The organism is Rhodococcoides sp. S146-33 (genome assembly GCF_059489205.1).
The window spans coordinates 849,001-864,959 of the sequence record NZ_JCAJWY010000001.1 but is presented as its reverse complement, the minus strand read 5'-3'; the positions used below and the strand labels follow the sequence as shown (position 1 = coordinate 864,959).

The 15,959-nt window shown below is 66.2% G+C and carries 2 protein-coding genes; both read right to left on the bottom strand.

Features of this window, described 5'->3' with window-relative positions:
* Nucleotides 1-255: 255 nt before the first annotated feature.
* Nucleotides 256-1,290, bottom strand: a complete 1,035-nt coding sequence (locus AC5WEY_RS04130; RefSeq protein WP_495644797.1) for an alpha/beta hydrolase — start codon at nt 1,288-1,290, stop codon at nt 256-258.
* Nucleotides 1,287-15,863, bottom strand: coding sequence for a non-ribosomal peptide synthetase (locus AC5WEY_RS04125; protein WP_495645523.1), 14,577 nt, complete (start codon nt 15,861-15,863; stop codon nt 1,287-1,289). The genes AC5WEY_RS04130 and AC5WEY_RS04125 overlap by 4 nt, the downstream gene beginning before the upstream one ends.
* Between the last annotated feature and the right edge of the window lie 96 nt (nt 15,864-15,959).

Here is a 15,959-nt window from a genome sequence, read left to right as displayed (position 1 = left end):
GGTGCGCCTCCGAGCCAAGAGATGTAGTTCGTGTTTGCATGGGGTTTGTTGGTGCCGACTCTGGGTATGTCGCCATCGGCAGCGTGAGTGTTACCCACGTCTCATTACCGACGACTCAACCACGTCTGTGGACAGAGCGCATTAGTGACTGTTCACCATCGAGTGGCCTTTCTTTTTCCCAGGAAGTACGTCGTCACATACAAGGAGCAGGTACGGGGGCGGTCGGCTACACCGCTGTCGCCGAGCGTCCGACCGTCAGCTCAACGAGCGCTCCAATGTCGGCCACGAGGCCCGCAGCGCGTCCTGCCAGTACTGCCACGAGTGCGTTCCCGCGGCCGGGAAGTTCGTCGTGACCGGGATGCCGAGTTCGCCGAGGCGGTTCACCAGATTGTGGGCGCAGGCGTTGGCTCCGGCCTCGATGAGACCACCGAGCACCACCTGGTCGGGCAGCGGAGGCGAGCCGGCGGGGCGCAGGTTGCCCGGCATCTCGTAGGGTCCGGGCAGCCCGCTGGCATTGGAGACGAACAGATCGAGTCCGCGGAGTTTCTCGGCGTTGACGAGCGGGTCGTGTTCCACCCACCGCGGATCACCGTCGGGTCCCCACATGTTGTCGGTGTTCCCGCCGCCGCGTAGCTGTACCAACGCGCGAATGAAAGTGCGAGTGACCGGATCACTGGTCTGCGCGCAACCGCTGTACGACGCCACGCCTCGGTACAGTCCGGGGGTCTGAATCGCGAGATCGAGTACCGAACCCGCCGACATCGACAGCCCACCGATGGAATTGACGCCGTTGGCCCCCAACGCCGCGTCGAGAACCGGGGGTAGCTCGTGGGTAAGAAACGTCTGCCACTTGTTTCGACCGAGCTTCGGGTCGTCGCGCTCCCAGTCGGTGTAGTAGCTCAGGTACCCACCGACGGGCATGGCGACGTTGACGTTCTTGTCCGCGAAGAAGTCCACGATGTCGGTCTTGGCCAACCAGTTCGCACCGTCGACGCCTGCGCCCGCACCGTTCAGCATGTACAGCGTCGGCCGCGGCACCGACGTGTCGGCGGGCCGGATCACCTGAATCTTGATGTCGGCGTCCATCGACGGCGAGTGCACGAGCACATCCCAACGGACGTCGTCGATCTTGTCGATTCCGCGGACGGTTCCCACCGGCCCTCGGTCCTGCCCGGCAGCGGGTGTCACCGGATCTGCCGTTGCCACCGCGGGCAGGCCGAACAGCAATCCGGCGGACAGCGTCAACACCGCGAAGCGGCGGACGACGGCCGTCGGGAATGGAGCTTTCATCGATTCGTCAGTTCTTTCTTCTCGGCGGAGCGAAGTTCGTGGGCGATGCGAGGCCCGATGGCAGCGAGAGTGGCAGGCGCGCACATCTGCCAGTGCGTGGACTGTGCCGAGACAACGGTGGTCGAGCCGGCGATATGCGGATACCACTGTCCGACGCCATCTCCGGCGTCCAGTCCGGCCGCGACGTACAGGACATCACCCGGATAGACACTCGGCCGATGCTGTTGCAGCAGTTGGTGATTGTGCTGTGCTGCACCGATGAGGCGCTCGATGTCGGCGCGGCCGAGGATGCCACCGGTGTCGATGGAGTCGAGCAGTTCGCCGGCGGAATCGAGGGAGACGACCTGACCGTCGGGCACCGCGAAATCGAGCCCGAGCCCGGACATCAGGTCCGCCACCGGAATCGCCTCGGCCCACTCGCCCCGATTTCCGTGGTGGGCATCGAGCAGGGTCAGCGAGGCCACGGTTCGGCCGGACGCGACCAGTTGCGCCGCCATCTCGTGTGCGATGACGCCGCCCAGCGACCATCCGAGAAGGTGTACCGGGCCTTCGGGGGCAACGCGGATCACCTCGTCGAGGTAGCGGGACGCCAACTGCGCCAACGTGGTCGGCAACTCTGTCGGTGTCGGGGTTTGCAGACCGTACAGCGGGTTGTCCACATAGCTTCCCAATCCGGCGTAACACCAGGACAATCCGAGGATCGGGTGGATACCGAACATCGGTGCCCCCTCGCCGGATTCCCGGATCGGCAGCAGCACGGCCAACTCCTCGGTGTCGACCGAATCGGACGAGATACGCGCGGAAACGGAGGTCACCGTCGCATCCATCAGCAGCGACTGCATGCCGATGTCGTAGGAGCGAGCTCGAAGCTCGCCGATGACGCGCATCGCGGACAGTGAGCTGCCACCGAGGTCGAAGAAGTTGTCGTCCAGCCCTATTCGTGGTGTCTCCAGTACTGCCTCGAAGGCCTCGACCACTGCGATCTCGGCAGCTGTTCGTGCGGGTCGGTAGCCGGTGGTGCCGAACACCGGTGCCGGGAGGGCGGCGACATCGAGCTTTCCGGTTCCGGTGCGGGGAACCTCGTCGATCACCGTCACCGCGGACGGCACCATGTGCGTGGGCAACAATCGTCGCGCATGCTCGCGTACGGCCCCGGGTGCCGCGCTACCGGTGATGTACGAGACCAACGTCTGCTCCCCTGCGGGGCCAGGCACTGCGAGCGTCACCGAGACATCGACGTCGGCGTGCGTGGTCAGCGCCGCGTCGATCTCTCCCGGCTCGATGCGGAAGCCGCGAACCTTCACCTGCTGATCACTGCGGCCGTTGTAGAGCAACCGACCGTCGACGGTGCGCCGTACCACGTCGCCGGTGCGGTACATCCGCGTGCCCGGGTCGAGTGGGTCGGCCACGAATCGTGTTGCCGTCAAGCCTGATCGGCGATGGTAGCCGCGTGCCAGTGCCGGCCCGGCGACGTACAGCTCTCCGCGCACTCCGACAGGCACCGGGTGCAGGCGTGCGTCGAGCACCATCGCGCGCAGCCCGTGCAGTGGTCGGCCCAGTGTGATCTGCTCGCCGTCGCGCACCTCGCCGAGCGTCGAGATGTCGGTGGCCTCGGTCGGCCCGTAGCCGTTGAGCATCACGCGACCCTGGCTCCACCGTGCGACCAGTTCGGCGCTGCAGGCCTCGCCGCCGACACACAAAACTTCGAGGCAGTCCAGACCCTCCGGATCGAGGGTGGACAACGCCGAGGGCGTCATCAACGCATGGGTGATCCGCTCGTCTCGGATGAATGCGGCCAGCTCGGCCCCGCCCAGAATTGTCGGCGGCGAGATGACGAGTGTCGCGGCGGCCGAGAGGGCCGAGATCATCTCGCCGACCGCCATGTCGAAACTCGGAGAGGTGTTGTGCAAGAACCGAGACGACGGTTCGACGCGATGCAGCTCCTTGCGCGACGCGGCTAGGTTCGCGAGTCCCCGGTGGCTCACCACGACGCCCTTCGGTAGGCCGGTGGACCCGGAGGTGTAGATGACGTACGCGGCGGTGGAGGCCGACACCGGGCCGGTGAGTTCGGCCGGTGCGGGCGGTGTCTCGGCAGCGTGCTCGAGTTCGGCTACGGAGGCGGGATCGTCGAGTTCCACCCACGGCACCTCCGGCGGCAGGCCGCGTCGTACCGTCGAGGACGTCAACCCCAGGACGGCACCGGAATCGGTGATCATGTGCGTGATGCGCTCGGCAGGGTAGCCCGGATCGACCGGTAGATACGCCGCACCGGTTCGCGTGACGGCCCAGGTGCACAGAACCGATTCCGCCGACCGAGGGAGGGCGACGGCCACCACGGTCTCGGGTCCGACCCCGTACCCCAGCAGCACGCGGGCCAACCGATTCGCATACGCGTCCGCCTGGCGGTACGTGTAGTCGATCCCGTTCCAGCGCAGGGCAACTGCGTCGGGTCGGGCGGCAACGGCGTCGTCGATCAGCTGCCCGAGGGTGCGGAACGGAACATCGGGCGGGCCGTCGAGCACGGCGTCGTGGGACGGGGCGAGATCCCCGACCGGTGCCGCCGGATCGGCCAGTGCTGCGTCGAGCAGAGCGGTGAATTCGTCGACGAATCGCCCAGCGGTGGCTGCATCGAACAGATCGGTTGCGTAGCGCAGCGATCCGGTCAGCCGTTCGGAATCGGTGACGGTCAATGCCAGATCGAAGCGAGTGACCTCGGATTCGTACGGGAACGGGGTGATCTCGAGTCCGGGCAACTGCATGTCTTTCGGTCGCTCGGTCTCCAGTGCGATCAAGGCCTGGAACAGCGGGGAATGCGCGGTCGAGCGTGCCGGTGCCACGGCCTCGACCACCCGCTCGAACGGAACGTCGGAGTGTTCCATCGCGGCCAGATCGACGGTGCGGGTCTGCGCAACGAGTTCGGTGAACGATCGGCTCGGGTCGACGGCGAGCCGCAACACGAGAGTGTTGACGAACATGCCGACGACGTCGTCCAGCGCCCCCGATCCACGGCCCGACACCGGGGTGCCGACGGGGATGTCGGTGCTGCCGGTCAACCGGGCCAACAGCGCACCGTACGCCGCATGCAGCACCATGAACACCGAGGATCCGGTGCTGCGGGCGAGGGATCGGACGCCCGCTGTGGTCTGCTCGGAGAACGAGAAGTGCACGGCGCGTCCACGTTTGGACGCTACAACCGGCCGAGGTCGGTCGGTCGGCAGCTCGAGTACGGCGGGTAGGTCGGACAATGTCTGCGTCCAGTACCGAATCTGTTGTGCCAGAACCGAAGCCGAATCCTCGGCCCTGCCCAACACATGTCGCTGCCACACGGCGAAGTCGGCGTACTGCACCGGAAGTGGAGTCCACTGCGGTGGCGTGCCGTGAGACCGCGCCCCGTAGGCCAGAGCGACATCGCGGGCCAGAGGAGTCATCGACAGACCGTCGGCACTGATGTGATGCACGACGAGGACGAGCACGTGCTCCCTCGGCGCGGTCCGCAGCAGCGCGCCGCGCAACGGCACGCTGTCGGTGACGTCGAACCCGCGGCCGACCAGCGCCGCGACCCGGGCGAACACCTCGCTGTCGTCGACGTCCACCGGGCGTAGATCGAGTGCCACGTTCCGCGCGATCACCTGCGCGGGATCGCCGTCGACCACAGGGAAGTAGGTACGCAACGACTCGTGTCGGGTCAACACATCGTCGACGGCGAGCTGCAACGCCGCACCGTCGACGGCACCGTCCAGTCGCACTGCGAAGGCGATGTTGTACGCCGCCGACGTCGGATCGAACCGATTGAGCAACCACATGCGCATCTGCGCGAACGACAGGGGGATCACCGGCGGACGCGGACCGGCGACCAGACGCGGCAACGCGGAGCGCTCGGCGGAGTCGACCACCACGGCCAACGACCGCACCGTCGTCGACTCGAACAGAGCGCGGACCGGCAGTGCGGTGCCCGCGGCGTCGTTGATGTGCGCGATCACCCGGGTGGCCGACAGCGACGTGCCGCCGAGGGCGAAGAAGTCGTCCCCGGCACCGACGGGTTCGGTGTCGAGCACCACCGTGAAAGCCTCGGCGACGATGCGCTCGGTGGCGGTCGCGGGCTCGACGAAGGCTTGCGTCGAGACGGTCGGGACCGGCAGCGCCGCCCGATCGATCTTGCCCGGGCCGGTCCGCGGGAGAGCCTCCAGAATCATGATCGACTGCGGCACCATGTGGGTGGGCAGGAAGCGGCGGGCGTGTTGTCGAATCTGCTCGGGGTCCAGCACCCGACCGACTGCAGGGACGACATATCCGACCAACTGAGAACCGATCACGGCACTCACCGACTGCGCGACGTCGCTGTGGTCGGCCAGCACCGCGTCGATCTCGCCGAGTTCGATCCGGAATCCGCGTACCTTCACCTGAGCGTCGCGTCGTCCGATGTACACGTACCGGCCCTTGTCCTGCCGAATCAGGTCGCCGGTCCGATACATTCTCCGGCCGTGGTGGTCGGCAACGAAACATGTTGCCGTCAAGCCGAATCGACGGTGGTAGCCCCGTGCCAACCCATCTCCGGCGAGGTAGAGCTCCCCGACGGATCCGGTCGGCACCGGGTTCAGACGGTCGTCGAGAATCATCGACTCGACACCCCGCACCGGGCCCCCGATCGACACCGGAGTCCCTGGCGCGAGCGGTCCCTCGATCGTGGCGAAGATGGTCGTTTCGGTGGGTCCGTACCCGTTGAACATGCGTAGGCGAGCGGACCATGCGTCGGCGAGCGCCGGTGGGCAGGCCTCGCCGCCGACGATGATCGTGGTCGTCTCCGGAACATCGGACGGGTCGACAGTGGCCAGTGCGGCCGGAGTCACGAAGGCGTGGGTGACGCGGTGCAACACCGCTGCGAGTTCGTTCCCACCGAGTACGTCGGGGTCGGCGATCACCATCGCCGATCCGGCGCCGACGGCCAACAACAGTTCCAGCACCGAGGCGTCGAAGCTCGGTGACGCGAAATGTAGAGTGCGCGATGAGTTGTCGAGCTCGAATCGATCGACCAGATCGGCCACCAGATTCACCAGTCCGCGGTGCGAGACGACAACGCCCTTCGGTTGCCCGGTGGTGCCCGAGGTATAGATCATGTAGGCAGGATGATCCGATCGGAGCATCTCGGTTCGGTCCAGGTCGCCCACCGGCGTGCAGTCCGAGTCCATGTCGGCCTCGTCGTCGATGGACACCCAGGTGGGTCCGTGCGGCAGAGATTCGAGATGCCGGTCATCCGTGATTCCCAGTGTTACAGCGGAATCCGCGAGCATGTAGGCGAGCCGCTCGGCTGGATAGGTGGGGTCGATCGGAACGAAGGCGGCACCGGTCTTGGCGACGGCCCAGGTGGCGAGTATCGAGGACAGGCCACGACGCAGCGCGACCGCCACGTACTGCTCGGGTCTGACTCCACGTCGAATCAGGCTGCGCGCCAGTACGGTTGCCGCGTCGTCCAGCTCGGAGTATGTCCATCGGACATCTCCGGCCTCGACGGCGATCGCGCTGCCGCCTGCACTCATGACGGCCCCCGCCAGCAGATCCGGCAGCGTGCGGTGAGCCAGTGCCGGTGCGCCGTGCAGCCGCGCGGGCTCATCGGCGAACAGGACCGGAATATCTCCGACCGGGAGATCCGGATCCGCGAGCGCCGACGCGAGGATCGTGCGATACCGCTCGGCAAACCCGGCGACGGTGTTTGCGTCGAATATATCGGTGGCATAGACGAACTCCACCGATGCAGCCTCGGGGGACGACGAGAACGAGACGGTGACGTGTAGGTCGAACTTGGCCGCTACGTGCGCGGTATCGAGGGGGCGGACGGACAGGTTGGGCAGCTCCACCACCGGCGGCGACGCGTCCTCGATCGACAGCATCACCTGGAACAACGGGTGATGGGCCGTCGAACGTGGCGGCTGGAGAATCTCGACCAGTCGCTCGAAGGGGATGTCGGCGTTGGCGTAGGCGTCGAGATCACGTTCGCGCGCCGCGTTCAGGACGTCGTGGAACGTGTCGGACGGCGCGATCTGCGAGCGCAACACGAGAGTTCCGACGAACATTCCGACGAGGTCGTCCAGTTCGCGCTGTCCGCGGCCCGCGACCGGAGTACCGATGGTGATATCGCGGGTACCGGAAATGCGAGCGAGCGCCACGGCCAGTGCCGCGTGCGCGACCATGAATCGCGTCGTGCCGGTGCGTCGCGCCATCGACGTCAGCGCCGCGACGGTGCCCGGCTCCAGGTGGATCGACAGTCGGCCCCCTCGATGTGACGCCACCGGCGGGTGGGGCCGGTCGGTCGGCAACGCGAGTCGCTCGGGCACACGGTCCAAAGCATCTGTCCAGTACCGGATCTGTTGGGACGCAATCGAATCGGGATCGTTCTCGGCTCCGAGTCGGCCGAGAGTCCACAGCGCATAGTCGGCGTACTGCACCGGCAGCGGCGTCCAGTGCGGGGCGTGGCCGGCGGCACGGGATCCGTACGCGATCATCACATCCCGAGCCAGTGGGTTCATCGACCATCCGTCGGCGGCGATGTGGTGTGCGACGACGACGAGCACGTGCTCCTCGGGAGATACCTCGAGTACCGCCACCCGCAGCGGCGGGGCCACCGTCACGTCGAATCCTCGAGCTGCGAGTGCGTACAGGGCTCCGTCGAGCAGCGGCTCGGTGGTCCGGGCGACGGTCACGTCCGGGTACTGCGAGGTGACGATCTGCTGGGGCTCGTTCGGCCCGTCGGGGTAGACGGTGCGCAGAATTTCGTGGCGTTCGATCACGTCGATCAGACCGGTACGCAGCGCGTCGATGTCGAGGGCACCGACGACCCGAAAGGCGGCCGCGATGTTGTAGGCCCCGGACGACGGATCGAATCGGTTGAGCAGCCACATCCGGTGCTGGGCCGGCGACAACGGAATCCGCTCCGGTCGAGGTCCGACCACGATGCCGTGGCCGCCGGCACCACGTCCCAGACGCGTCGCCAGCGAACGGACGGTCGGGGCCTCGAACAGGTCCCGGACGCCGAGGTCGGACTCCAGTTCCGCGTTGATTCGCGCGATCACCTGGGTGGCGGTGAGCGAGTCGCCACCGAGGGCGAACCACGATCGGGTGACGCTCACCCGATCGGTGACAAGAACGTCGGAGAAGATCTGGGCGACAGACTCTTCGGACTCCCCCGATGGTGCTACGAACTCCTCCGTCGTCACGAGCGGATCCGGGAGTGCGGTGCGGTCGAGTTTTCCGGTGGTACCCAGCGGCATCGCGTCGAGCACAACGATGGTCGACGGCACCATGTATTCGGGCAGGGTGCGGGCCGCGTGCGCCGTCGCGGATTCGGTGCTCGCGGTGCCGACGATGTAGGCGATCAGACGGTCCGAGCGCACGACGGCAACGGCCGAGTGCACACCGTCGACCGCGAGCAGGGCCGATTCGACCTCGCCCAATTCGAGACGTTGCCCGCGAAGCTTGACCTGGAAGTCGTTGCGGCCCAGATACTGCAGCGAGCCGTCGTCGGACCACCGAACGAGGTCTCCGGTGCGGTACAGCCGGGTTCCCGCATCCGCGGCCACGAAGCGGGCGACCGTCAGGTCCGGCCGCGCAGCGTAACCGCGGGCCAGCTGTACTCCGCCCAGGTACAGCTCGCCGGTCACACCCACCGGCACGGGCTGGAGCAGTGAATTCAATACGTGAACAGTGGTGTTCCACACCGGGACGCCGATCGGGACCGGGCCTCGGTCGCCGGCTCGGGTGCGATGGTAGGTGACGTCGACTGCGGCTTCGGTCGGTCCGTAGAGGTTGTGCAGTTCGGCCTCGATCGCCTGGTGAAACCGGTCGACGATGGCGCGGGGCAGCGCCTCACCGCTGGCGAACACCTGCCGTAGCGACGTGCAACGCTCGGGGGTGCCGTAGGTGAGGAACAACTCCAGCATGGAGGGTACGAAATGGGCTGTGGTGATGCCGTGTTCGCGTATCAGACCCGACAGATACATCGGGTCGCGATGGCCTTCGGGTTCGGCGATGACGGTCGTGGCCCCGACGAGAAGCGGCCAGAACAGTTCCCACACCGATACATCGAACGTGGCCGGAGTCTTGTGCAGCACGATGTCGCGGGGCGTCAGCGGATACTCGTGCTGCATCCACAGGAGTCGGTTGGCGATCGCACGGTGGGAGACCGTAACTCCCTTGGGCTTTCCGGTCGAGCCGGAGGTGAACAAAACGTAGGCAGCGTGATCGGGCCGCAGTGCGGGCGCGGGGTCGAGGGGCGCGGTGCTGAAGTCGCTCAGATCCAGTGTGTCGAGGTCGACCACATCGACCGAAACGTCCACCAACACACCGAGAATCAGGGACGGTAATGCGGTGGAGATCAGGTGCTCGATACGGGAGTGCGGCATCGACGGGTCGACGGGCAAGTAGGCACCGCCGGCGGCCACGACGGCGTGCACCGCGACGAGCTGATCGAGGGAGCGCGTCATCGCCACCCCCACCACGTCGTCGGGCCTGATCCCGACACTGCGCAGGTAGCGAGCCAGGCACCGCACTCGGGCCCAGAAGTTCGCGTACGTCAGGCTCTTGCCCTCGAACACCGCTGCGGTCGCGGTAGCGTGCTCCCGCGCCGCCACCGCGAGCAGGTCGACCAGCGTTACCGCGGCCACCGGATGCTCGGTGCGGTTCCAGGCTGCTCGACGCGAATGCTCTTCCTCGGACAGCAGGTCGAGTTGCGCCACCGCACGCTGTGGATCGCCGGTGAGCCCGTGGAGAGCACGGCACAACCGCTGGGCGATCGACGCTGCTCGAGCCGGATCGATGCTTCCTGCAGCATATTTGAGTGTCATCCGCACCGTCGGCTCGAGGACGGTGATCAGTGTCAGCGGGTAGTGGGTGGCATCGGTGACGCGCAGGTCACGTACCCGGAGCCCGGCGATGTCGGTGTTCCGATCGAGCGCAGAGTGGTCCACTGGATAGGACTCGAATACCGTCAGCGTGTCGAAACCGGCACCGGCACCCACTCGCGAATGGACGTCGGGCAGCCCCACGTGATGGCTGTCCAGCAGGTCCACGCTCTGCGCCTGTACTCGGGCGAGAAGTGATGCAACGGTGTCGTCTCGGTGCACCCGAACCCGTACCGGGAGAGTGTTGATGAACAGGCCGAGAGTCTCCTCGACTCCGGTCAGCTCGGCGGGTCTACCCGAGACGGTCGCCCCGAACACGACGTCGTCGCGACCGAGTTCGGCGGCGAGCACCAGAGCCCACGCCGCCTGCACCACGGTGTTGACGGTGACCGAGAGGTCCCGAGCCGCGGCTTTCACGGCAGTCACCGAGGTTTCGTCGAAGGGCACGGACAGCTCGGCGGGCAGCTCGTGGTCCGCCCCGTGGCCCGGTGCGAGCAGCGACGGTTCCTCGACCCCCGCCAAGGCATCGGCCCACTTGTCCAGTGCGCGTTGCTGATCGCGCGCGTCGAACCACTTCAGGTAGTCCCGGTACGTCCTGGCCGGAATCGGAATGGGACCGTCGGCGGCATAGAGCACCAGTAGTTCCTTGACGAAGATCGGCATTGACCAGCCGTCGAACAGAATGTGGTGGTTGGTGACGACGAGCGCTGCGCCGTCCTCGGTGTTGACCAGGACGAACCTCAGCAAGGGTGCTGTGCCCAGGTCGAACCGCGTGGTGCGTTCGGTATGAGCAATTGCGGGCACCTCGGCGACATCGGCATCGATGGTGCGCCAGGGAATTTCGGGATCAGTGAGAACCAACGCAGCCGGGGTTCCCCGATTGTCGCGAACGAAGGCCGTGCGCAGGCTGTCGTGGCGGGCGAGCAGTCTGCGTGCTGCTCGCTGCAGTCGTGCCCCGTCGATGTCGCCGCCGAGCTCGAACACCAATTGAGCGGTGTAGACGTCGACGTGCCCGCGGGTGAGCTCGGAGTGGAACAGCAGTCCGTGTTGCAGCGGAGCGAGTGGCCAGATGTCGGCGAGTTCGCCGTACGTACTCTCCCATCGGTCGATCTGGTTCTGATCGACATTCACCAGCGATACATCGCTCGGCGTCAGTCCACCTGCATCGGGTGCGGATGCATGCTCGGCCAGGAGCGCCAGCGCCGACGTCCACCGATCGGCCAACCTCTCGACCTCCGGGTGGTCGAGCACGCCACGGGGAAACGCGAACGTGGCCTGCAAGCGACCGTCGACGACGACCGCATTGATGTCGAGTGCGACCGTCGCCGGTAGTCGATCACCACTCCCCGATCCGATGTCCATCGTTGCGTCCGGGATCCAGCCGCGTCCGCGCAGGGCGTCGGGAATGTCGGTGGCGATGCGCCCCAGATAGTTGACATTGATCTGCGGAGAATTGCATTGGGCGAGTAGGGAACTGGTGTCGTCGTTCAGGTACCGCAGTAGACCGAAGCCGGCGCCCGCTCCCGGGATCGCCCGGATCTGCTCCTTGACGCGCTTGACGGCATCGGATGCCGACACGTCACCGTCCAGGATGCGCTCGACATCGATACCGTCCAGGGACAGGCGTACCGGATGGGCGGAGGTGAACCAGCCGACCGTCCGACTCAGATCGGCTCCGGGTACCAATTCCTCGTCACGGCCGTGACTTTCGACCGACACGAGGAACGACGACGGCCGTTCGGACCAGACCGCCAACGCCAGCGCGGTCAGTAGCACATCGTCGACGGTGCCGCGGTAGGCGCTCGTGAGCGGCCCGATCAGTGCCTCGGTCACCTCCGCGGTGAGCTCGACCGAAACCTGATCTCGGGCGGCACCGATGTCGAGCGCCGGATCGAGTGGACGGTGACCGATCAGCTCGTTGGGGCCGTCGAGAAGTGCTGTCCAGCCGTGCAATTCCGACTCGACCTGCACAGCGACGTCCTTCAACCCATGGGCCCACCGGCGCATCGAGGTGTTCACCGGCTGCAGCTGCACCGAGGACTGTGCCTGCACCTGATGCCACGCCGAGGCGAAATCGGGGACCAGGATGCGCCAGGACACGCCATCGATCACCAGGTGATGCGCGATGACGATGATCCGTCCGATGCAATGGGTGTCGATGATCTCCGGGTGACCGGTCTCGGGGGCCACCCAGACCACCTGCAGCATCACGCCGTCACGAGGTCGCAGGCGCGCAGCGAACACCCGAGCGGATTCGCCCAGTACAGAGCTGAACTCGCGGCTGCCCGGCCTGCTGGTGGTGGACACGCGGGAGACGACCGTATCGAGATCGACGCTTCCGGTCGGCCGGATCGTCAGGCGGTCGTCGGTCGAGATCGAGCGCAGTGCATCATGATGGTCGAGTATCGCGGCGACGGTCCGGCGGAGACCATCCAGTTCGAGATCTGCCGGCGCGGTCAGCACCACGGTCTGGTGGAACGCGTCCATCCCGTCGGGCCGGGTCAGCGACCGAACCGTCTGAGTCATGATGGGGGTCAACGGCATATCGCCGACGCCTCCGCCCGGTAGCTCGTCGAGCGTCACCTGATGTGCTGGGTCCGTTGCGACCTCGGCCAGTCCGGCGACGGTGCGACGCTCGAACACGTCACGGGAGGTGATCACCACCCCCAGCGACTTCGCGCGAGCCACCAGTTGGATCGCGATGATGCTGTCACCGCCGAGTGCGAAGAAGGATTCGTCGACACCGACCGAGTCTCGCTGCAACACCACGGCCATGGCGTCGGCGAGGATTCTCTCCACGGGCGTCGATGGGGCGCGGTAGGCCGTGGCGTCGGACTCGAAGGTGGGTTCTGGCAGTGCGGATCGGTCCACTTTGCCGGTCGGGGTCAAGGGTACGGCGTCGAGTTCGACGAACACCCCGGGCACCATGTGCGTGGGCAGGGATCGAGAAGCGAAGGCACGCAACGCAGAGTGATCGAGAGTGTGGGTCGGTTTGACGTAGGACACCAGGATCGATGCATCACCGCGACGGCGCACCACCGACACCGCGAAGTCGACGGCCTCGAAATGGGAGAGGACCGAATCGATCTCACCGAGCTCGACGCGTTGGCCGTGGATCTGCACCTGGAAGTCGCTGCGGCCGACGAACTCGAGCTCGGCCGAGTCCAGCGGACCGATCCACCGCACGATGTCTCCGGTGCGGTAGAGCCGCCGTCCGTGTCCGAATGGATCGGCCACGAAACGCGCGGCCGACAGCCCGCTTCGGTGGTGGTAGCCGCGGGCGACGCCGGGGCCGCCGAGGTAGAGCTCTCCCGCCGATCCCGGGGGTACGGGCCGTAGCCGGCGATCGAGCACGACTGCGTACGAGCCCTGGACGGGACGGCCGATGGTGATATTGCGCGGATCGGTCTGTGGCTGTGTCATCGTCACGACGATGGTGGTCTCGGTAGGTCCGTAGCTGTTGAACAGCAATGCTTGTGCGCCGAACCGGTCCACCAGATCCGGTGGCATGACGTCGCCGCCGACGACGACTGCGTCGAGATCGTCGAGCTCGGTGGCGTCGACGGTGGTGAGCAATGCGGGTGCGCAGATGATGTGGGTGACGCGATGCTCACGGATGAAGTCGGTCAGTTCTCCACCGCCGATCACGGTGGGCGGAGCGACGATCATGGTCGCTCCCGCACTGAATGCCTGGATCATCTCGAACAGGGACGCGTCGAAACTGGACGACGAGAAGCGCAGCAGTCGCGACGTGGTACCCACGCGCAGTTCCGGTCTGGCGTCCGAGGCGAACGTCGCCAAGCCGGCGTGGGTGACGAGAACTCCTTTCGGAGTACCGGTGGAACCGGAGGTGTAGATCATGTATGCGGCGTGGTCCTCGAGGAGGGTCGCGCGCCGATGCGCGTCGGTGATCGGCGCAGTCGATCTGCCCGCACATTCCTCACGAAAGTCTTCGTCATCGAGGTCGAGCCAGCTCACCTGCTGCGGAAGCTGCCGCGAGAGCGTGTGTTCGCTGATCCCGATCCTGACCGCGGAGTCGTCGAGCATGTGGTTGATGCGCTCGGGCGGATAACCGGGATCGACGGGGACGAACGTGGCACCGGACGCAGCGACAGCCCACAGCGCGACGATGGAGGCTGTCCCGCGCGGTAATGCGACGGCGACCACGGTGCCGGGACCGACTCCGCGCGCAATCAGGGATCGTGCGATCGCGTTGGCACGTTCGTCGAGTTCGCGGTAGGTCAGCTTCTCGGCACCGAACTCGACGGCGATGTTGTCGGCCGCAGCGTCGACGCCGCGGCGCAGCAGGTCCGGAAAGAGCACGGGAACGACTGCATCGGGCCCGCCGAGCGGGACGAGGGCCGATCGCTCGGAGTCGTCGAGCACATCGAGTTCGAGAATCGGTGTGTCGGAGTCGGCGGTGAGGAAGTGCTCGAACAACGTCAGGAAACGGCGGTGCAGGTCCGTGAACTGTTCGGCTCCGTAGATGTTGGGGTTGCCCTCGAACTCCAAGCGGGAGCGTCTTCCGTCCGACGCCGGGTAGATATTGATCGAGAGATCCTCCACGGGTCCGGTGGAGAGCACGTTGAATTCGCCGGTGAGCGGGCCGAACGGCACCTCGGTCTCGTACGCCATGATGTTGATCGCCGGGCCGAAGAAACCGCGGGTCTCACTCCCCGCACCGGCGTCACGGCGAATGTCCTCGGCTCGATAGCGCTGGTGCCGCAGCGCACCGGTCAGTTCCAACTGCACGTCGGTAACCAGTGCCGCCAGCGTGGACTGCGGCCCGATGCGTACCCGGACGGGTAGCACGTTGGAGACCATTCCACCGGAGCGGCGCAACAGGGCGGTCGTGCGGCCGGCGACGGGAAGACTCAGCACGACGTCGGTGGTGCCGGTCATGCGAGCCAGGAAGGTCGCCACGGCGGCAATGGCGAGCGGAGCGAAGGCCGAGTCGAGTCGGTGCGCGGCGCTGTCCAGTACCCGTTCGATCGGCTCCGGGAGGTACCCGCCCCGCACGTGTGCCTGTGCGGAGGGAGGAGCGAGAACCCCGGTGATGGACGGCGGCGGGGGCAGATCGGTCGTCTTGCTCCGCCAGTATTCGCGATCCTTGGCGAAGCGGGGCGACTGCCGGTACTGCGCCTCGGCGGCGTAGACCTCTCCGAGCGAGCCGGCCCTCGACGGTGCGGGCTCGCGGCCCTCGCTGACGTCGGTGTAGATCGATGCGACGCGTCGCATGAACTGAACCGAGCCGTAACCGTCGAGCACGATGTGATGGACGTGGGAGTACCAGAACGTGCGGTCGTCCGAGATGCGGAGCATCGCAGCCTTGATCAGGGGACCGTTCGTCAGGTCGACAGCAGTGCCGTAGGAGGCGCGCATCCACTCGCGCGCGGCATTCTCCGGATCGGATTCCTGGCGGAAATCCACGGTCTCCGAATTCTCGCTTTGCTCGACGTCGATGTACTGGTGGGGTTCGCCGTCCCTCTCGAGCAAACGCAGCGAACCCACGCCGAACTCGCGCGCCGTGCGGCGGCAGGCATAACGCATCAGTTCGAGATCGACGGCACCGCGAATATCGAGGTAATTGGCGATGGTGATCGGAACAGTACTCAACAAATGTTGAGCAAACCATAAACCACGTTGGGCGGCGGTGAGAGGAAGAGGCTCGGTGTCTTCCATGGACGTCCGATCCAGTTCTTCTTCCCGAATCGTCAGTGAATCAACGGATTCCAATGACTCGCCTCTTCGTGCACATAAGGGAGCAGGTACCGGCAC